At 72.8% G+C, this 18290-nt stretch carries 15 protein-coding genes and 1 pseudogene; 5 read left to right on the top strand and 11 right to left on the bottom strand.

What is annotated here, in order from left to right; genetic code table 11:
* Window positions 1–6: 6 nt before the first annotated feature.
* Window positions 7–597 (bottom strand): annotated as a pseudogene (locus ACZ7GJ_RS02115) (aspartate-alanine antiporter-like transporter); the annotation flags it as partial.
* Window positions 598–673: 76 nt separating this feature from the next.
* Window positions 674–2506, bottom strand: coding sequence for an AMP-dependent synthetase/ligase (locus tag ACZ7GJ_RS02110; RefSeq protein ID WP_470748478.1), 1833 nt, complete (start codon window positions 2504–2506; stop codon window positions 674–676).
* A gap of 85 nt (window positions 2507–2591) precedes the next feature.
* Between ACZ7GJ_RS02110 and ACZ7GJ_RS02105 the strand changes: the two genes are divergently transcribed.
* Window positions 2592–3329: a MerR family transcriptional regulator gene (locus ACZ7GJ_RS02105; RefSeq protein WP_470748477.1), complete on the top strand. Its 738-nt coding sequence runs from the start codon at window positions 2592–2594 to the stop codon at window positions 3327–3329.
* Between the two features lie 55 nt (window positions 3330–3384).
* Here ACZ7GJ_RS02105 and ACZ7GJ_RS02100 read toward each other — a convergent pair whose 3' ends face one another.
* The 7 genes from ACZ7GJ_RS02100 to ACZ7GJ_RS02070 form a co-directional block, all read right to left on the bottom strand.
* Window positions 3385–4290 (bottom strand): hypothetical protein, encoded by a 906-nt coding sequence (locus ACZ7GJ_RS02100; RefSeq protein ID WP_470748475.1) that lies wholly within the window; start codon window positions 4288–4290, stop codon window positions 3385–3387.
* Between the two features lie 234 nt (window positions 4291–4524).
* Window positions 4525–6696: a 3-hydroxyacyl-CoA dehydrogenase NAD-binding domain-containing protein gene (locus ACZ7GJ_RS02095; protein WP_470748473.1), complete on the bottom strand. Its 2172-nt coding sequence runs from the start codon at window positions 6694–6696 to the stop codon at window positions 4525–4527.
* Window positions 6697–6746: 50 nt separating this feature from the next.
* Window positions 6747–7961, bottom strand: coding sequence for an acetyl-CoA C-acetyltransferase (locus tag ACZ7GJ_RS02090; RefSeq protein WP_470748471.1), 1215 nt, complete (start codon window positions 7959–7961; stop codon window positions 6747–6749).
* 23 nt (window positions 7962–7984) lie between these two features.
* Window positions 7985–9127 carry an acyl-CoA dehydrogenase family protein gene (locus ACZ7GJ_RS02085; protein ID WP_470748470.1) on the bottom strand — a complete coding sequence of 381 codons (1143 nt, stop codon included), beginning with the start codon at window positions 9125–9127 and terminating at the stop codon, window positions 7985–7987.
* Between the two features lie 19 nt (window positions 9128–9146).
* On the bottom strand, window positions 9147–10172 hold the full coding sequence (locus ACZ7GJ_RS02080; protein ID WP_470748469.1) for an LLM class F420-dependent oxidoreductase: 1026 nt from the start codon (window positions 10170–10172) through the stop codon (window positions 9147–9149).
* Window positions 10172–11350, bottom strand: coding sequence for a CaiB/BaiF CoA transferase family protein (locus ACZ7GJ_RS02075; protein ID WP_470748468.1), 1179 nt, complete (start codon window positions 11348–11350; stop codon window positions 10172–10174). The genes ACZ7GJ_RS02080 and ACZ7GJ_RS02075 overlap by 1 nt, the downstream gene beginning before the upstream one ends.
* A gap of 105 nt (window positions 11351–11455) precedes the next feature.
* Window positions 11456–11860 carry an MmcQ/YjbR family DNA-binding protein gene (locus tag ACZ7GJ_RS02070; RefSeq protein ID WP_470748466.1) on the bottom strand — a complete coding sequence of 135 codons (405 nt, stop codon included), beginning with the start codon at window positions 11858–11860 and terminating at the stop codon, window positions 11456–11458.
* Window positions 11861–11942: 82 nt separating this feature from the next.
* On the opposite strand from ACZ7GJ_RS02070, the gene ACZ7GJ_RS02065 reads away from it, so the two are divergent.
* Both ACZ7GJ_RS02065 and ACZ7GJ_RS02060 read left to right on the top strand, forming a co-directional pair.
* Window positions 11943–13142, top strand: coding sequence for a saccharopine dehydrogenase family protein (locus ACZ7GJ_RS02065; RefSeq protein WP_470748464.1), 1200 nt, complete (start codon window positions 11943–11945; stop codon window positions 13140–13142).
* Window positions 13143–13261: 119 nt separating this feature from the next.
* A complete protein-coding gene (locus ACZ7GJ_RS02060; protein ID WP_470748462.1) occupies window positions 13262–15331 on the top strand; it encodes a serine/threonine protein kinase in 2070 nt (689 codons plus the stop codon).
* A 4-nt stretch (window positions 15332–15335) separates the two neighbouring features.
* Here the strand turns inward: ACZ7GJ_RS02060 and ACZ7GJ_RS02055 are convergent, their stop codons facing one another.
* Window positions 15336–16013, bottom strand: a complete 678-nt coding sequence (locus ACZ7GJ_RS02055; RefSeq protein WP_470748460.1) for an endonuclease V — start codon at window positions 16011–16013, stop codon at window positions 15336–15338.
* A gap of 26 nt (window positions 16014–16039) precedes the next feature.
* Between ACZ7GJ_RS02055 and ACZ7GJ_RS02050 the strand changes: the two genes are divergently transcribed.
* The gene (locus ACZ7GJ_RS02050; protein ID WP_470748458.1) at window positions 16040–16339 is read left to right on the top strand and encodes a YciI family protein; all 300 of its coding nucleotides are present in this window, start codon (window positions 16040–16042) and stop codon (window positions 16337–16339) included.
* A 57-nt stretch (window positions 16340–16396) separates the two neighbouring features.
* Here the strand turns inward: ACZ7GJ_RS02050 and ACZ7GJ_RS02045 are convergent, their stop codons facing one another.
* Complete coding sequence (locus tag ACZ7GJ_RS02045) at window positions 16397–17476, bottom strand: WD40/YVTN/BNR-like repeat-containing protein (protein WP_470748456.1); 1080 nt, start codon at window positions 17474–17476, stop codon at window positions 16397–16399.
* Window positions 17477–17859: 383 nt separating this feature from the next.
* On the opposite strand from ACZ7GJ_RS02045, the gene ssgD reads away from it, so the two are divergent.
* Window positions 17860–18276, top strand: a complete 417-nt coding sequence (ssgD, locus tag ACZ7GJ_RS02040; RefSeq protein ID WP_470748454.1) for a spore wall synthesis regulator SsgD — start codon at window positions 17860–17862, stop codon at window positions 18274–18276.
* Window positions 18277–18290 lie beyond the last annotated feature (14 nt).

Genomic DNA, 18290 nt, shown 5'->3' with positions numbered 1-18290 from the left:
GCGGGGTCAATGGCGGAGGAGGACGATGACGGCGCCCCAGATCGTCAGGAGCACGTTGCTGACGGCGTACGGGATGGTGTAACCGAGCACGGGTACCTGGGACTTGGCCTGTTCGTTGACCGCGCCGATGGCGGCCGTGGTGGTCTGGCCGCCCGCGAGGACGCCCATCAGGATCGGGAAGCGGATCTTCTGGATGTGGTGACCCGCGAGGAACCCCACGAGCAGTGGGATCAGCGTGGCGATCGCGCCGAACAGCAGCAGCCCCCAGCCCGCGGTGGAGAGCCCGCCGGTGAAGCTGGGCCCGGCGTTGATGCCGACGACCGCGACGAAGAGGCAGAGCCCGAGGGTGTCCATGAACCACTGGGCGCCGGGCGGGACGTTGCCGTACGTCGGGTACTTGCTGCGGATCCAGCCGAAGACCAGGCCCATGATCAGCGCGCCGCCCGAGGTGGACAGCGAGATCGGGACCCCGCCGGCCTTGAGCGCCGGGATGCCGATGCAGCCGCCGAGGAAGATGCCGAGGCCGACCCAGATCATGTCGGTGGCGAAGCTGGTGGGCACCGGTTTGCCGATGGCCCGCCCGGCCGGGTCCACGAGCGGAGCCGCGGGTATCGGCATTCCCCCACCCTTGTCCGGTGGGCGGACATCCGCCCACCGGACTGGGCCGTTCGGGTTACGGCGCCTCGGGCTCGCCTTCGTACAGCCCGTCGATCAGGGCCGCGTACTTGTCCCGGACCACCCGGCGGCGCAGTTTGAGGGAGGGGGTGAGCTCCCCGCTCTCGGGGCCCCACTCCTCGGTCAACAGCCGGTAGCGCTTGATCTGCTCGGTGCGGTTCAGCCGGGCGTTGGCCGCCTCGACCGCACGGGCGATCTCCGCGCGGACGGCCGGGTGCTCGGCGAGGTCGGCGGGAGAGGCGGCCTCGATGCCGCGGGCGGCCGCCCAGGCTGGGGCCAGTTCGGGGTCCAGGACGAGCAGGGCGACGAGGTAGGAGCGGCCGTCGCCGTGGACCAGCGCCTGCCCGATCAACGGGTGTTCCTTGACCGTGTTCTCCACCAGCGCCGGCGAGACGTTCTTGCCGTTCGAGGTGATGATCAGTTCCTTCTTGCGGTCGGTCAGCCAGAGGAACCCGTCCTCGTCCAGCCGGCCGATGTCCCCGGTCGGGAACCAGCCCTCCGCGTCGGACGCGCTCTCCACCGAGCCGTCGGGCCGCAGGTAGCCGCCGAAGACGGTCGCCCCGCGGGTCAGGATCTCCCCGTCCTCGGCGAGCCGCAGCTCCAGCCCCTCGATCGGCCGGCCCACCGACCCGAGCCGGAAGCCGTCCGGGCTGTTGACCGTGCACACACCCGAGGTCTCGGTCAGCCCCCAGGCGTCCATGATGGTGATCCCCCAGCCCGCCCAGAAGCGGACCACGTCGATCGGCATCGGCGCGGTCGCACTGGCCGTCCACAGCAGCCGGTCCATCCCGGCCAGCCCCAGCAGCGGATCCAGCACCTGCTCCTTGGCCCGGCCGTACGAGGCTTCGAGCGCCTGCGGCACCTCCTCGCCCCGCTCCCGGTGGCCCGCGCGGGTGCGCGCCAGGTCGTTGGCGGCTTCGATGGCCTCCCGCTGCTCCGCCGGGAGCTGCGCGAGGACCGCCCGTACGGAGGCGGCGAGCTTCTCCCACACCCGGGGCACGCCGAAGAACTGCACCGGGTGCAGCTCGCGCACCGCGCCCGCGACGGCGGCCGGGTCGGCGCACAGCCGTACGTGCGCGGCCCGCAGCAGCGGCAGGTAGATGCCGAGGACCCGCTCGGCGATGTGCGCGAAGGGCAGGTAGCAGATGTGCTCGGCGTGCTCGGGCAGCTCGACGTGCCGGTCGAGGCGGACCGCCTGGAGCATGATGTTGCGGTGGGTCAGCCGCACGCCCTTGGGGTCGCCGGTGGTGCCCGAGGTGTACACGACGGTCAGCGGGTCCTCGGGCCGGGACTCCTGCCAGGCCTTCTCGAAGGCGTCGGGGCGGTGCACCCGGGCTCCGCTCGCGTGCAGGGAGCCGTAGGTGCGGTGCGGGCCGGCGTCGGCGGCCTCGGCCACCACCAGCCGCTCCAGCGGGACCCCGGCGTCGGCCAGCAGCGGTTCCCACCGGGCCAGCTCGCGGGCGCCCTCGACGACCGCGACCCTGGCGCGGGAGTGCCGGGCGATGTGCGCGATCTGCTCGGGCGCGGAGGTTCCGTACACGGTGACGGGGACGGCGCCCAGGTGGACCAGGGCGAGGTCGCTCAGCCAGTGCTCGGGGCGGTTGCCCATCATCAGCAGGACGTGCTCGCCGCGCTCGATGCCGAGGGCGGCGTACCCGGAGGCGAGGACGGCGACCTTGCGGCGCACCTCGGACCAGGTCAGCGTCGACCAGCCGGGGCCCTCGCGCCACGAGAGGGCGGGGAGGGCGCCGTGATCGGCGGCGTTGCGGGCGAGCAGGGCGGGGAGGGTGAGTTCTTCGGGTCGTCCGGGCAGTCGCAGGTTCGTGGTCATGGGCAGCTCCTGGCCGTTTCACATCGTTGGTGCGACAGCAATACTGTTGAACCCAAGCTGTGGAGCAGAGATCGAGGCGCAGACGATGACCGACCAGGCACCCGAGCCGATGCTCACCGTCGACGAGCTGGCGGCCAGGGCGGGCGTAACCGTCCGCACCGTACGGTTCTACAGCACTCGCGGGCTTTTGCCCCCTCCCGTGATCGGACCCCGTCGGGTGGGGCACTACGGGCCGGAGCACCTGTCCCGGCTGGCGCTGATCGAGGAGTTGCAGCACCAGGGCATGACCTTGTCCGCGATCGAGCGCTATCTGGACGCGCTGCCCGACGACCTGAGCGCGCACGATCTGGCGATCCACCGTGCGATGGTGGCCAGTTGGGCCCCGGACGCGGCCCAGGAGGCTTCCCTGGAGGAGCTGGAGAAGCGGGCGGGTCGGAGCCTGTCGGAGACCGACCTGCGGCGGCTGACGGCGATGAACGTGCTCGCCGCCTCGGGGGACGGTTTCCGCGTCGATGTGGGGCTGCTGCGGCTGGGGGTCGCGCTGCTCGACGTACCGATCGCGCACGAGACGATCCTGGCGGCCCGCAAGGTGCTGATGGAGCACACCAGGTCGGCGGCGCACGAGCTGACGGCGCTGTTCCGGGACGAGGTGTGGGGGCCGTTCACGCTGGGCGAGAGCGATCCGGAGCGGGTGGAGTCGATGAAGGCGCTGTCGGCGCACATGCAACCGATGGTCGTACAGGCCCTGGTGACGGCCTTTCAGCGGTCGCTGAGGGAGGAGCTGCGGGCGGCGTTCGTCTCGGAGCCGGCCGGCTCCGAGTGAACGCCGCCCGCGGATGCGGGGCCCGGGAGGGCCGGGCTCGGCCGGGAGGGCGGGCTCAGACGCCGCCCTCGATGATCGTCCAGCCCGAGGAGACCTCGTTGAGCGGGCCGACGTTGGCGTACCTGCCGCCGCTGAGCTTCGAGATCCAGGAGGTCCCGTCGTCCTTGTAGAAGAACAGGCTGTCCCCGGTCCGGCCCACCAGGTCCCACACGCCCGAGGTGCCGATGTCGCGGAACGAGCCGACCGTGCCGTTGGTCGCCGAGGCCAGCTTGTACCGGAGTTCGGAACTGTTCCTCGCCATGCCCAGGACCGAGTCCTTGGTGGCGACCAGGGTCCCCAGGAACACGTCTCCGTCCCTGTTGCCCACGTTGGTGAAGACGCCGCCCTTCAGGCTCCCGTAGCCGACGTTGCTCTTGGGGAACTCGGTCGACCCCTTCCTGGCCGTCGTGGCCAGCAGCGTGTCGCAGGAGGCGGCCATGAACGCCCAGCCCGAGCTGAAGTTGTCGTACTGGCGTACCTCCTGGTATCTGCCCCTCTTCAGCGTGCCGGTGACTCCCCGGCCGGAACCGGCGTCGTAGAAGATGATCGAGTCGCCCGACGCCTCGACGAGGCTCCAGCCCGTCGAGAAGTCGTCGAACCTCTCGACGCGGGCGTACCGCCCCCCGGTGAAGGTGCCGGTCTCCCCGGCCCCGGTGTCCGCGTTGTACAGGAGCATCGAGTCGCGGCTCGCGGCGGCGTGCGTGTACCCGGTGGGAAGGTTGAACCCTCCCCTGTACTGGTAGTTCCCCGCCGACAGGGTGGCGGTCCCCGTCGAGCCGGTGTCCGCGTTGTAGAAGAGGATCGAGCTGCTCGGGGTGGTCTGGTTGCAATACGGTGAAGCAGCGGTCGCGGGCGTCGCCGGCGCGGCCAGCAGGACCGCCGTCGCGGAAGTGGCAAGTGCGGCCACCAGGGATTTCTTCATGAGGCTCCCCGTTTCTTCGCACGTGAACGGTGGGGTCCCCGGGCACGTGAACGGTAGGTCCCCCGGCACGTCGGTGGCGCTCCCCGCGCCGCGCCCGCTCGAACGGGGACGCGTGCCCTGTTCATCGTGCGCCGCGTCCGGCCGCGGCGCATCTCGGGTCCCCCGTCATACGGCGGGGGCCGCCCCGGGGAAGTCCCCGGGGCGGCCCCCGCGTTCCGTCAGCGGTACGCGGCCTCAGTCCGCGTAGGTCTCGCCGCGCTCGGCCTTGGCCACCAGCGAGGCCGGCGGGGTGAAGCGCTCGCCGTACGTCCCGGCCAGCTCGCGGGCGCGGGCGACGAAGCCCGGCAGCCCGCCCTCGTAGCCGTTGATGTACTGGATCACGCCGCCGGTCCACGCCGGGAAGCCGATGCCCATGATGGAGCCGATGTTGGCGTCGGCGATGGAGGTGAGGACGCCCTCGTCGAGGCAGCGGACGGTGTCCAGCGCCTCGGAGAAGAGCATCCGCTCCTTCATGTCGGCGAAGGGGATCTCGGCGTCCGGCTTGCCGAAGTGCTCGCGCAGACCCGGCCAGATGCGGGCGCGCTTGCCGGCCTCGTCGTACTCGTAGAAGCCGCCGCCACCACTGCGGCCGGGGCGGCCGAACTCGTCAACCATGCGGTCGATGACGGTGTCGGCGGGGTGCTCGGCCCACGCCCGGCCCTCGGCCTCGAAGGCCTTGCGGGTCTCGTTGCGGATCTTGCGGGGCAGGGTGAGGGTCAGCTCGTCCATCAGGGAGAGCACCTTGGCGGGGTAGCCGGCCTGGGCGGCGGCCTGCTCGATCGAGGCGGGCTCGATGCCCTCGCCGACCATCGCCACGCCCTCGTTGATGAACTGGCCGATGACGCGCGAGGTGAAGAAGCCGCGCGAGTCGTTGACCACGATCGGGGTCTTGTTGATCTGGCGGACCAGGTCGAAGGCGCGGGCGATGGCCTCGTCGCCGGTGCGCTCGCCCTTGATGATCTCCACCAGCGGCATCTTGTCGACGGGCGAGAAGAAGTGCAGGCCGATGAAGTCGGCGGGGCGCTTGACGCCCTCCGCGAGGCCGGAGATCGGCAGGGTGGAGGTGTTGGAGCAGAGCAGCGCGTCGGGGGCGATGACGTCCTGGATCTCCTGGAACACCTTGTGCTTGAGCCCGGTGTCCTCGAAGACGGCCTCGATGACGGCGTCGCAGCCCGCCAGGTCGGCGGCGTCGGCGGTCGGGGTGATCCGGGCCAGCAGCTCGGCCCGCTTGGCCTCGGTCGTACGGCCCCGGGAGAGGGCCTTGTCGAGCAGCTTCTCGGAGTACGCCTTGCCCTTGGCGGCGGCCTCGGGGGTGACGTCCTTGAGGACCACCTCAATGCCCGCGCGGGCACAGGAGTAGGCGATGCCCGCGCCCATCATGCCGGCGCCGAGCACGGCGACCTTGGTGACCTTGCGCGGTGCGGCGCCCTGCGGGCGGCTGCGGCCTGCGTTGACGGCCTGGAGGTCGAAGAAGAACGCCTGGATCATGTTCTTGGCGGTCTGCCCGGTGACCAGCTCGGTGAAGTAGCGGGCCTCGATGGTCAGCGCGGTCTCGAAGTCCACCTGGGAGCCCTCGACGGCGCACGCCAGGATGTTGCGCGGGGCCGGGTACGGGGCCCCGTTCAGCTGCTTCTTCAGGCTGGCCGGGAAAGCCGGGAGGTTGGCGGCGAAGCGCGGGTTGGACGGCGTACCGCCCGGGATCTTGTAGCCGGGGACGTCCCAGGGCTGCTTGGACTCCGGGTTCGCGTCGATGAAGGCGCGCGCCTTGGCCAGCATCTCCTCGGGAGTGGCGGCCAGTTCGTGGACCAGGCCGTTGTCGAGGGCGCGCTGGGGGTTGTACTGGGTCCCCTGCAGCAGGACCTTGAGCAGCGCGTCGGCGATGCCCATCAGGCGGACGGTACGGGTGACGCCGCCGCCGGCCGGGAGCAGGCCGAGGGTGACCTCGGGCAGGCCGATCTTCGAGCCGGGCGCATCGAGGGCGACCCGGTGGTGGGAGGCGAGGCAGATCTCGTAACCGCCGCCCAGCGCGGCCCCGTTGATGGCCGCGACCACGGGCTTGCCGAGGGTCTCGATGCGGCGCAGGGAGCGCTTGATCTCGGTGCCGGTGTCGAAGGCGAGCTGCGCGTCCTCGGGGCGGAGCCGGATCATGTCCTTGAGGTCGCCGCCCGCGAAGAAGGTCTTCTTGGCGGAGGTGATGATGATGCCGCGGATGGAATCCTTCTCGGCCTCGGCGCGGTCGGCCACCGCCGCGACGGAGTCCTTGAAGGCCTGGTTCATCGTGTTGGCGGACTGGTTCGGGTCGTCGAGGGTCAGGGTGACGACGCCGGTCTCGTCCTGCTCCCAGCGGATCGTGCTGGACTCGCTCATGGTCACTGCTTTCGTATCGGAAGGTCCAGGGGGCGGGGATGCAGGACGGTTCAGAGCCGCTCGACGACGGTGGCGACGCCCATGCCGCCGCCGACGCAGAGGGTGACGAGGCCGTAGCGCTTGTCCTGGCGCTCCAGTTCGTCGACGATCGTGCCGAGGATCATCGCCCCGGTGGCGCCGAGCGGGTGGCCGAGCGCGATGGCGCCGCCGTTGACGTTGACCTTGTCGAGGGAGACGCCCATGTCCTTGACGAAGCGCAGGACGACGCCCGCGAAGGCCTCGTTGATCTCGATGAGGTCGATGTCGTCGATGGTCAGCCCGGCCTTGGCGAGCGCCTTGCGGGTGGCGGGGGCGGGACCGGTGAGCATGATGGTGGGCTCGGAGCCGGAGACGGCCGCCGAGACGATCCGGGCGCGCGGCTGCAGACCGTTGCGCTCCCCCGCCTCGCGGGAGCCGATGGCGACGAGGGAGGCGCCGTCGACGATGCCGGAGGAGTTGCCCGCGTGGTGGACGTGGTCGATCTTCTCGACCCAGTGGTACTTCTGGAGCGCCACCGCGTCGAAGCCGCCGAGCTCGCCGATGTCGGCGAAGGAGGGCTTGAGCTTGGCCAGTGTGTCGGCCGTCGTTCCCGGGCGCACGAACTCGTCGTGGTCTAGGACGACCAGGCCGTTGCGGTCGGTGACCGGGACCACGGACTTCGCGAAGCGGCCGTCCTTGATGGCGGCGGCCGCGCGCTCCTGGGAAAGCGCGGCATACTCGTCCACCTCGCGCCGGGAGAATCCCTCGATCGTGGCGATCAGGTCGGCGCCGATGCCCTGCGGGACGAAGTTGACGTCCCAGTTCGTCATCGGGTCGTTGAACCAGGCGCCGCCGTCGGAGGCCATGGGCACGCGGGACATGGACTCCACGCCGCCCGCGAGGACCAGGTCCTCCCAGCCGGAACGGACCTTGGCGGCGGCCAGGTTGACGGCCTCAAGGCCGGAGGCGCAGAAGCGGTTCTCCTGTACGCCGGCCACGGTGTCCGGCAGCCCGGCGGCGATGGCCGCGATCCGGGCGATGTCGGAGCCCTGGTCGCCGACCGGCCCCACGACGCCGAGCACGATGTCGTCGATGGTGGCGGGGTCCAGCCCGGGGTTGCGCTCGCGCAGGGCGTGGATGAGGCCGACGACCAGGTCGATCGGCTTGGTGCCGTGCAGGGCGCCGTTGGCCTTGCCGCGACCGCGCGGCGTGCGGATCGCGTCGTATACGTAAGCTTCGGTGCTCACTGGTCAAGCCTTTCGAGGGGAGGTTAGCCGAGCAGGGAACGACCGATGATCTCTTTCATGATCTCGGTCGTGCCGCCGTAAATGGTCTGGATGCGGCCGTCGGTGAAGGCCCGCGCGACCCGGTATTCGGTCATGTATCCGTATCCGCCGTGGAGTTGCAGGCAGCGGTCGGCCACCCGCTTCTGGAGCTCCGTGGCCCACCACTTGGCCATCGAGGCGTGCACATGGTCCAGTTCGCCGCTCGAGTGGTCGCTGATGCACCGGTCGAGGAACGACCGGGTGACGGCGCACTCGGTGGCCATCTCGGCGATCTCGAACCGGATGTGCTGGAGCTTGGCGAGCGGCCGGCCGAAGGCCTCGCGCTCCTTCACGTACTGCGTGGTGATCTCCACCAGGTACTCGGCGGCGGCGATGGCGGCCATCGCGATGCCCATCCGCTCCTGCGCGAGGTTGGTCATCAGGTGCACGAAGGCGCCGTTCAGCTCGCCGAGCAGGTTCTCCTTGGGGACGCGCACGTCGTGGAAGAACAGCTCGGCGGTGTCCTGCGCCTTCTGGCCGATCTTGTCGAGGTTGCGGCCCCGCTCGAAGCCCTCCGTGCCGCGCTCGACGACCAGCAGCGACAGGCCGTGGGCCCCGCCCTCCGGGGTGGTCTTCGCCACCACGATCACCAGGTCGGCCAGGATGCCGTTGGAGATGAAGGTCTTGGAGCCGTTGAGCACCCAGTGGTCGCCGCGGTCCTCGGCGCTGGTGCGGATCCCCTGGAGGTCGGAGCCGGCGCCCGGCTCGGTCATCGCGATGGCGGTGATCGTCTCGCCGCTGCAGAAGCCGGGCAGCCAGCGGCGCTTCTGCTCCTCGGTGGCCAGCGAGGTCAGGTACGGCCCGATGATGTCGTTGTGCAGGCCGATCGCGAGGCCCGGGGCCCCGGCCCGGGTGAACTCCTCGGCGAGCACGGCCGCGTACCGGAAGTCCGTGTTGCCGCCGCCCCCGTACTCCTCCGGGACGGCCATGCCGAGCAGTCCCTGACGGCCGGCCGCCCGCCAGGCGTCCCGGCTGACGATGCCGTCCTTCTCCCACTGCTCGTAGTGGGGCAGCACCTCCTTGGCGAGGAAGGTGCGCACGGTCTCGCGGAACGCCTCGTGTTCGGCGTCGAAGATCTGGCGCTTCATCAATGGTCTCCCTGCATTCCTACAGCCAGCTCTTGACGGTTTCGATCAGCCGGGCCGGCTCGGGGCCGACCGGCGTGACGTTGAGCATGGTGACGCCCGCCTCGCGGAAGGCCTCGACGCGCTCGCGCACGTAGCCCTCGGGCCCGCACAGGGTCATCAGTTCGCAGAACTCGTCCGGCACGGCGGCCGCCGCGTCGCGCTTGCGGCCGGCGAGGTACAGCTCCTGGATCTTCCGGGCCTCCTCGCCGTACCCGTAGGCGACGGCGAGGTCGTTGTAGAAGTTCTTGCCGGGCGCGCCCATGCCCCCGACGTACAGCGCGATCTGCGGGCGCGCGAGGTCCCGTACGGCCGCCGCGTCCTCCCCGATGGCCAGCAGTCCGCCCGCGACGGTCTGCAGCGGGCCCAGCTCCGGGGCGCGGCGCGCCTCGCCCTCGGCGAGGGCCGCGCCCCACACCGCGTGGGCCTTCTCCGGGACGAAGAGGGTGGGCAGCCAGCCATCGGCGATCTCGGCGGTCAGGCGCACGTTGGCCGGGCCGAGCGAGGCGATGTAGACGGGGACGGCGTCCCGGACCGGCCGCGTGAGGATCTTCAGCGGCTTGCCGTGCCGGCCGCCCTTCTCGGGCGGCAGCGGCATGTCGGTGATGCCGTGGTGGTCGATCGTCTCCCGGCGCCAGATCCGGCGGCACAGTTCGACCGTCTCCCGGGTGCGGCCGAGCGGCTTGTCGTACGGCATCCCGTGCCAGCCCTCGACCACCTGCGGGCCGGAGGCGCCGAGGCCGAGCAGCGCCCGCCCGCCGGACATCGCGTCCAGCCCGGCGGCGGTCTGGGCGATCAGGGCGGGGGTGCGGGAGTACACGTTGAGGATGGCCGAGCCGATCTTCATCCGCTCGGTGCGGGCAGCCAGGTAGCCCATGATCGTCGGGGAGTCGAAGCCCCACGCCTCGGCCACCCATACCGCGTCCAGCCCCGCGCTCTCCAGCGCGGCGGCCTGGTCGGCGGCCCGGCGCGGGTCCCCGGCGTAGTCGAGCATCATCGACAGTTCCATCACGCCTCCTTCCCGAGCAGGGCCGCTGCGCCCCAGTCGGCGGCCACGGACTCGGTGTCCGCGCCGGGCCGGGCGGGTCCGGAGGTGACGGCGCTCGGCGTCGCGGAGAAGCGCGGGGCGGGGGCGGGCTGGGTGATCCCGCCGTACTCGGTGAAGGTCCCGCGCGCGGCGAGGTGGGGGTGGTGCGGGGCCTCGCGCAGCGAGAGCACGGGCGCCACGCAGGCGTCGGTGCCCTCGAACACCGCCGTCCACTCCTCGCGCGTACGGGACTTGAAGCGTGCGGCGACGGCCCCGCGCAGTTCGCCCCAGCGGGCGAGGTCCTTGCGGGCGGGGGCCTGGTCCTTGATGCCGAGCAGGTCCACGAAGGTGTCGTAGAACTGCTGCTCCAGCGCGCCGACCGCCATGTACTGGCCGTCGGAGGTCTCGTAGGTCCCGTAGAAGGGGCAGCCGCCGTCCAGGAGGTTGGCCCCGCGCCGGTCCTGCCAGCCGCCGGCCGCCATCATCCCGTGGATCATGGCGGTGAGGTGGGCGGTGCCGTCGACGATCGCCGCGTCCACGACCTGCCCGCTGCCGCCGGGCGTGCGGGCGTGCTGGAGGGCGGCGAGGACGCCGATGACGAGGTAGAGGGAGCCGCCCGCGTAGTCGCCGACGAGGTTCGCGGGCACGGCCGGGGGCTCGCCCGGCCCGCCGATCATCCCGAGGGCGCCGGTGACCGCGATGTACGCGATGTCGTGCCCGGCGGTGTGTGCCAGCGGGCCCTCCTGGCCCCAGCCGGTCATCCGGCCGTACACGAGCCGCGGGTTCCTGGCGTGGCAGTCGGCCGGGCCCACGCCGAGCCGTTCGGCGACCCCGGGGCGGAAGCCCTCGATGAGCACGTCGGCGCGCTCGACCAGGTCCAGGACCCGGGCGGGCCCCTCGGCGGACTTCAGGTCGACCAGGACCGAGCGCTTGTTGCGGTTGGTGACGTCGAAGGCGGGGTCGACCGCGAGCCCGCCGCCGCCCGGCCGGTCCACCCGTACGACGTCCGCCCCCAGGTCGGCGAGGAGCATGGCGGCGAAGGGGCCCGGCCCGATGCCCGCCAGCTCGACGACGCGCACTCCGGCGAGCGGGCCGTTGCCCGGCGCGGGGGCCCGTCCGGTCCCGTGCGCGGCGCTCTGCCCGTTCCCTGTCACTGCCATCGAGCCCCCAGCTTCTCTGGTGTACGACTGTGTGACACAACTGATGTAACACCAGTGATGCTAGGAACGTGTTCCACTCAGCACAAGCCCCTGGCGAGCAAGCGCTTAGCCGGTTGGCCCGATCCGCGCGTCGAGTTCCCTGACGTGGCGCTTGAGCGCGACCGTCCGGTAGCTCTCCTCCACCCACTCGCACAGCACCTGGAGCGAAGGCGCCCCCTTCTCCCCCAGGGGCACGGACACCCAGCCGGACCGGCCCAGACCGTACCCGGTGGGCTCCGCGCCGGGCGCGGTCATCGCGTGCCCGTGCAGCGCCTCGTCCTTGAGCTTCACCGAGAGCCCGGGCGGCTGGGGACCGTCCGTGTTCCCCAGGAAGACGAAGATCTTCTTGTTGACCTTCATCACACAGTCCTCGGGCCCCCAAGGGTGATCCTCCACGGCCTCCGGGAGCCCGAGGGCGAACTCGCGCACCGCCTCCCACTTGCGTACCGCAGCCTTCATCGCCGCCTCCATTTACCGCAGGTCACACCTGCTCGCACGGACAGTCGGAACTCACGCTAGCCTCAGCCCCCGACACCAGCTGGGAGGAGCGGGCATGAACGCACAGGTTCGGCAAGGCGATCAGGAACGGGCCTACGACGTCGTGCTCTTCGGCGCGACCGGATTCGTGGGGGCGCTCACCGCCGAATACCTCGCCGCGCACGCCCCCGCGGGCTGCCGGTGGGCCCTCGCGGGCCGCGACACCGCGAAACTGGAGCGGCTGCGCGAGCGCCTGGCCGCCATCGACCCGGCCTGCGCGGCCCTGCCCCTGCTCCGGGCCGACGCCCGGGACGCCGGGCAGGTACGCGAACTCGCCGCGTCCGCCCGGGTGCTGGCCAGCACCGTCGGCCCGTACGTCCTGTACGGGGCGGAGCTGGTCGCCGCCTGCGCCGAGGAGGGCACCGACTACCTCGACCTCACCGGAGAGCCGGAGTTCGTGGACCGGATGTACGTCGAGCACGACGCGCGGGCCCGCGAGACCGGCGCCCGGCTCGTCCACGCGTGCGGTTTCGACTCGGTCCCGGCCGACCTCGGGGCGTACTTCACGGTGCAGCAGCTCCCCGCCGGCGTCCCGCTGCGCGTCGACGGGTTCATGCGCTCCAACGCCCTCTTCTCGGGCGGCACCCTGACCACCCTGCTCACCGCGATGGGCCGCGGCCGCCAGAACCTGGCCGCGGCCCGGGCACGCCGGCTGCACGAGCCCCGGCTGCCGGAGCGGCGGGTCCGGGGGCCCGTCGGCGCGCCGCGGTTCAGCCGCGAGACCGGGACCTGGGCGCTGCCGCTGCCCACCCTGGACCCCCAGGTCGTGGCCCGGTCGGCGGCCGCGCTGGAGCGGTACGGGCCGGACTTCCGCTACCGGCAGTACGCGTCCGTGGAGCACCTGCCCGCGGCGGTGGGCGGTGTGGCGGCGGTGGGGGCGACGGTGGCCCTGGCCCAGGTCCCGCCCGTGCGGCGGTGGCTGGCCGGCCGCTGGGAGCCGGGCCGCGGGCCGGACGCGGAGCGGCGGGCGCGCAGCTGGTTCACGGTGCGGTTCGTCGGCGAGGGCGGCGGGCGGCGGGTGTTCACGGAGGTGTCCGGCGGCGACCCGGGCTACGGGGAGACGGCGAAGATGCTGGCCGAGGCGGCGCTCTGCCTGGCCTACGACGCCCTGCCGGAGGCCGCCGGTCAGCTCACCCCGGCGGTGGCGATGGGCGACGCGCTCCTGGACCGGCTCCAGAAGGCGGGAATCCGCTTCCGGGTGGTCGACGCCCGCTGAGCCGCGCCGGGTGCGATCGGCCCTCCGCGATCCTGTGACAGGGCCCGGCCACCGTGAGAGCATCGCCTCGATTCACGGGCGGGTCTGCGCGGGTGGGGCGATGCGGGCGGGCGGGGGCTATGCGGGCGGGCGATGTGCTGGACCGGCGGTACCGGCTGGAGGAGAAGCTGGGCGCCGGTGGTTTCGGAGTGGTCTGGAAGGCGTACGACAGCCGGATCCAGCGGTCGGTGGCGGTCAAGACAGGGCATCCCCGGACTCCCGCCGAGGGGCTGCGGATGGCGAAGGAGGCCACGCTCGCGGGCAGCCTCGCCCACCCGCACATAGCGGCCGTGTACGACTTCGGCGAGGCGGAGCCCGCCGGGGAGCGCACGCTGTACATGGTCATGGAACTCGTCGACGGGGAACCGCTGTCGACGGTGCTGCGCCGGGGCGTGCCACCGCTGGCGACGGCGCTGGAGTGGGCGGCGCAGATCTGCGCGGCGCTGGCGGCGGCCCATGACGCGGGGGTCGTGCACCGGGACATCAAGCCCGCCAATGTGATGATCACCCGGGTGGGCGGCCGGGTGAAGGTGCTGGACTTCGGCATCGCCCGGCACCGGTCCGACCCCACCCGGCTCACCGGCGAGTTCACCGTGCTCGGCTCGCCCCACCACATGGCGCCGGAGCGCTGGTCCAGGGCCGCCGCCGACGGGCGGACCGACCTGTACGCCCTGGGGTGCGTGCTCTTCGAACTGTGCACCGGGCAGCCGCCGTTCCGCAGTACGGACTGGCAGGAGGTGGCCCAGCTGCACAAGTCGGTGCCGCCGCCCGTCCCGAGCGCGCTACGGCCGGGCCTGCCTGGCGGCTTGGACGCGCTGCTGGCGGAGCTACTGGCCAAGGACCCGGCGGGGCGGCCCGCGCAGGCGGGTGAGGTGGAGCACCGGCTGCGGGCGCTGGCGGCGGATCCGCGGGTGCCGCTGGCGGCGGCGGGTCCGGGTACGGGTGCGGCTGCCGCCCCGGCGACGCCGGAGCCGGAGCCCGGGTCCGGATCCGCTTCCGGGTGCGCGCCGGAGCCCGCGCCCGCGTCCGAGCCCACACCCAGGTCCGGGACCACGCCCGCTCCCGGGTCCGGGGCGACGCCGGGGACCGGCGCCACGCCCGGGACCGGCGCCACGCCCGGGTCCGGCGCCACGCCCGGGTCCGGCGCCACGCCCGGGTCCGGCGCCACGCCCGGGACCGGCGCCACGCCCGGGACCGGCGCCACGCCCGGGACCGGGACCGGGACTGCACCGCAGGCTGAGCCCGGGGCCGGGGCCGGGGCCGGGTCCGGGTCCGGGTCCGGGTCCGGCTCCGGGTACGCGCCGGAGCCTGAGCCCGGGTCTGCTGACACGCCGGTGCTGCCCGTGCCTGTGCCCGTGGCCTCGTTACGGCGGCCCTGGCGACGGGGGGTGCTCGCGGGGGTCGGGGCCGTTCTGGTCGCCGCCATTGCCGTGGGAGCCTGGCAGTTGGCCCCCCTCAAGGGCACTGGGAATCGTGCCGCCGGCGGGTCCGGGAGCTCCGCCGCCGCGCCGCACTCGGCCTCGCCGTCGCCGTCCGCGAGCCCCACCGCGTCCGCGTCGGCGTCCGCGTCCGCGCCGGTCTCCCCGTCGGCTTCGCCTTCCGCGTCGGCGGCCGCCCCGCCCCCCTCCTCCCCGCCGCCGGCCGGCAGCGGCGGCCGCACCCCGGCGCCCGCTCCGTCGGCGACGGCCAGGACCACCCCGGCCTCGCCGCCGCCGGTGCAGGCGCCGCCCCTGCCGACGGGGTGGTTCCGCTTCACCAACGCGGCCACCGGGATGTGCCTGTCGGTGCCCGACGCGAGCACCTCGGCGGCGATGGGCCTGGTCCAGGAGCGCTGCGGCGGCGGGAACGAGCAGTTCTGGCAGCTGCGGGCCGAGGGGCAGGGCGCGTACTCGGTCCGCAACGCCAACAGCGGCCAGTGCCTGTCGGTCGACGCGGCCCGCAAGGAGAACGGGGTGGTCATCACCCAGTACATCTGCGGGCTCTACCCCGACCAGTACTGGACGCTGCGGTTCGACGCGGCGTACCGGGGCTGGCAGTTGGTCAGCCGCAACAGCGGCCGCTGCGTGTCGATCCGGGCCGGCGGCGGAAACCGGGAGCAGGCCCTCCAGTGGGACTGCACGGCGACGGCGGAGCTGTCCTGGCGCACCTGACCGCTCAGGACGCCTCGCGCAGGGCGCGCCGGCACAGGGAGTCGGAGTGCCGAGTGGTCTCGGGGATCCGGAAGCGGGGGCTCAACTCCAGTGCGTGCGCACAGGCGTTGTCCAGCGAGACCCGGTGGCCGACGGAGACGTACACCGGCTTGACGCCGTCCTGCGTACGCAGCGCCCGCCCGACGACCGCGCCGTCGGGCGCGAGCAGCGGGGCCGCGTCGCCGCGCCGGGCGCCCGGTTCCTCGTACGTGAAGGTGAACGGGTTCTTCGCGACGCCGATGCTGGGCAACCCGGTGACCACCCCGAGGTGGCAGGCGAGGCCGAAGCCGCGCGGGTGGGCCAGTCCGTAGCCGTCGCAGACGACCAGCCCCGGGGTGACGGTGAGGGCGTCGAGCGCGGCCAGCACGGTCGGCAGCTCCCGGAAGGCGAGCAGGCCGGGCACGTAGGGGAAGCTGACGTGCCCGACGGCGGTGGCCTCCTCGACCACCTGGAGGGTGGCCGCGTCGAGGACGACGGCCGCGGCGGCCACGAGGTCGCGCTCGTCGTCGTAGGCGACGTCGACACCGGCGACCAGCCCGCGTCCCGGCGGGGGTCCCACCTCGTCGAGCACTACCAGATCGCGCAGTTCGTCTTGTATCGCCCGGGCCTCGGCCTCGTCGGCGGGGGTCTTCGCACTCGTCATGATGGAGCGAGAGTAGCCTGGCGATCATGTTCGTCATGGAGCTCACCTACACCGCACCCGTCGAATCCGTGGAGGAGGAGATGGACGCGCACATCGCCTGGCTCGACGGCTACTACGCGTCCGGCATCTTCCTCGCCTCGGGCCGCAAGGTCCCGCGCGACGGCGGGGTGATCCTGGCCGGGGGCGTCTCCCGGGCCGAGATCGAGAAGATCGCGGCCGAGGACCCCTTCACGGTGGCGGGCGTGTGCGCCTACCGCATCACGGAGTTCATGGCCACGAAGACGTCGGCGGACCTCGCGGCGGTACGGGAGAACCCGGCGCTCTAGGTCGCGCCGTCCGGGGCGCGGGCCGGTGCCGCCCGCGCCCGTCTCGTCCCCGCGGGGTCAGTGGCGTTCCAGCCGGGCCACCCGGCCCTTCTCGCCCGACGCCCAGCAGCCGCCGTCGGGCGCGCAGGTGACGGTGTCGAACGAGCCCGGGTCCAGCGCCCGCCAGGTGCGGCCCCCGTCCACGGTGACGTCCGTACCCGTCGGGCCCACCGCCAGCGCCGTCGCGCGGCCGAAGGGGTGCCAGGCGACCCCCGACCGGTAGGCCGGCGGCGGTGTGGCCGCCGGCAGCCAGGTGCGGCCCGCGTCCGGGGAGAGCGCCGCGGCCCGGGGGGACGGCTGGCCGGTGCGGTAGTCGCCGCCGACCGCGAGGCCGTTCGTACGGTCGCGGAAGGCGAGGCCGAAGACTCCTCGCGCCGGGTCCCCCGCGGGAACCGTGGAGTCGGCCACCCGCCAGGTCCGGCCGCGGTCCGCGGAGTGCAGGACCCGTCCGGCGGCCCCGCCGCCGGTGGCGAGCCAGACGTCGCGGGAGCCCGCGGAGACCAGGCACTGCCCGCTGGCCGCGAAGCCGGCCTCGCCCGGCAGGGCGTCCGGCATGCCGGTGCTCGGCAGCGGCTGCCAGCTGCGGCCGCCGTCGGCGGTGGCCAGGAGGCGGAACCGGCCGTCCACCGGGTCGCTCACCGCCAGCCCGTGCCGGGAGTCGAAGAAGGTCAGGCAGTCGTAGAAGGCGCGCGGGTCGGGGTTGCGGAAGGTCTCGGTCCAGGTGGCGCCGCCGTCCTCGGTCCGCAGGACCCGGGAGGCCTCCCCCTCCCCGATGGACAGGGCCACCGCGCGGCGGGAGTCGAAGGCCTCGATGTCGCGCAGTTCCAGGCCCTCCGCGACGGCGCCGGGCGGCGAGACGTCGTGCCAGCTGCGGCCGCCGTCGACCGTGCGCAGCACCGTTCCCTTGGACCCGGCCACCCAGGCCGTGGACCGGCTGACGGCCGAGAGGCCCCGGAAGCGGGAGTCCTTGCCGGTCTCCTTCAGGGCCCAGTTCGCGCCCCGCAACCCCTCGCGCGACTCCCCCGCCGCCTGCGCCGGGGCGGCCATGATCCCCATCAATAATGCGGCCGTGCACATGCCAACTCCCAGAAGTCTCATGGCGCCGGAAGCTAACGCACCCGGCAACCCCCGTCCAGATGGCCGTCCGGCCAGCTCCTCCTGCTCCGCTTCCCGCGCGGGGAACTGAGCGTGACCACCCCGGACGGCGTAGCCCACAGGGGGACGGGGGCCGGGCCTTGCGCCTGTGGAGTGAGCGGTAACCAGCCGTACTGAGACCACCCCGAGGCCTGCGGAACCGATAGGGGCACCTGCCCGCACATCCGCTCCCCCGTTACGCTGTGCGATCACACAGATGGGTTCCGGCCAACCGGTGACACAGCTCACGCAACTTCGCGTGCACGGATTTGCCGAATCCGGCGTCTATCCGGTTGCCGGGTTCCACCCCATATCCCGGCCGCAGATCCGCAGCAAGGGAGCGAGCCTTGATCACTGTCATCGAGCAGGCCGTGCAGGCCCGACTGGTCGCCACCGCGCCGAAGGTCGACACCGTACCCGTCACGCTCTGCTACGACCGTTCGGATCCCTTCGCCGTCCGCATGGCCTTCCCCGCTCCCGCCACCCTGGAAGGCATCGAGGTCTCGTGGACCTTCGCGCGCGAGCTGCTGGAGGCGGGGCTGGACCGTCCGGCCGGCTACGGCGACGTGCGCGTGCGCCCGTACGACGCCGACCGCACCACCATCGAGTTCCACGCACCCGAGGGCGTGGCGATCGTGCTGATGCTGACCGCCGAACTGCACCGGTTCCTGGAACGGGCCTCGACGGTCGTGGCGCCGGGCCTGGAGCACCTGTACCTCGACGTCGACCACGGTCTGGCCGAGCTGATGCGCGGCTCCTGCTGATGCTGAGGTCCTAA

It is taken from the genome of Streptomyces sp. NPDC037242, from assembly GCF_055604165.1.
Note: the sequence above shows the minus strand (reverse complement) of the source record. Positions and strands in the feature narration are given on the sequence as shown.

Excerpts from the sequence above, each read along its gene's own strand:
- ACZ7GJ_RS02110 (WP_470748478.1), bottom strand. The coding sequence starts at position 2,506 with ATGACCACGAACCTGCGACTGCCCGGACGACCCGAAGAACTCACCCTC.
- ACZ7GJ_RS02105 (WP_470748477.1), top strand. The coding sequence starts at position 2,592 with ATGACCGACCAGGCACCCGAGCCGATGCTCACCGTCGACGAGCTGGCG.
- ACZ7GJ_RS02100 (WP_470748475.1), bottom strand. The coding sequence starts at position 4,290 with ATGAAGAAATCCCTGGTGGCCGCACTTGCCACTTCCGCGACGGCGGTC.
- ACZ7GJ_RS02095 (WP_470748473.1), bottom strand. The coding sequence starts at position 6,696 with ATGAGCGAGTCCAGCACGATCCGCTGGGAGCAGGACGAGACCGGCGTC.
- ACZ7GJ_RS02085 (WP_470748470.1), bottom strand. The coding sequence starts at position 9,127 with ATGAAGCGCCAGATCTTCGACGCCGAACACGAGGCGTTCCGCGAGACC.
- ACZ7GJ_RS02080 (WP_470748469.1), bottom strand. The coding sequence starts at position 10,172 with ATGGAACTGTCGATGATGCTCGACTACGCCGGGGACCCGCGCCGGGCC.
- ACZ7GJ_RS02075 (WP_470748468.1), bottom strand. The coding sequence starts at position 11,350 with ATGGCAGTGACAGGGAACGGGCAGAGCGCCGCGCACGGGACCGGACGG.
- ACZ7GJ_RS02070 (WP_470748466.1), bottom strand. The coding sequence starts at position 11,860 with ATGGAGGCGGCGATGAAGGCTGCGGTACGCAAGTGGGAGGCGGTGCGC.
- ACZ7GJ_RS02065 (WP_470748464.1), top strand. The coding sequence starts at position 11,943 with ATGAACGCACAGGTTCGGCAAGGCGATCAGGAACGGGCCTACGACGTC.
- ACZ7GJ_RS02060 (WP_470748462.1), top strand. The coding sequence starts at position 13,262 with ATGCGGGCGGGCGATGTGCTGGACCGGCGGTACCGGCTGGAGGAGAAG.
- ACZ7GJ_RS02055 (WP_470748460.1), bottom strand. The coding sequence starts at position 16,013 with ATGACGAGTGCGAAGACCCCCGCCGACGAGGCCGAGGCCCGGGCGATA.
- ACZ7GJ_RS02050 (WP_470748458.1), top strand. The coding sequence starts at position 16,040 with ATGTTCGTCATGGAGCTCACCTACACCGCACCCGTCGAATCCGTGGAG.
- ACZ7GJ_RS02045 (WP_470748456.1), bottom strand. The coding sequence starts at position 17,476 with ATGAGACTTCTGGGAGTTGGCATGTGCACGGCCGCATTATTGATGGGG.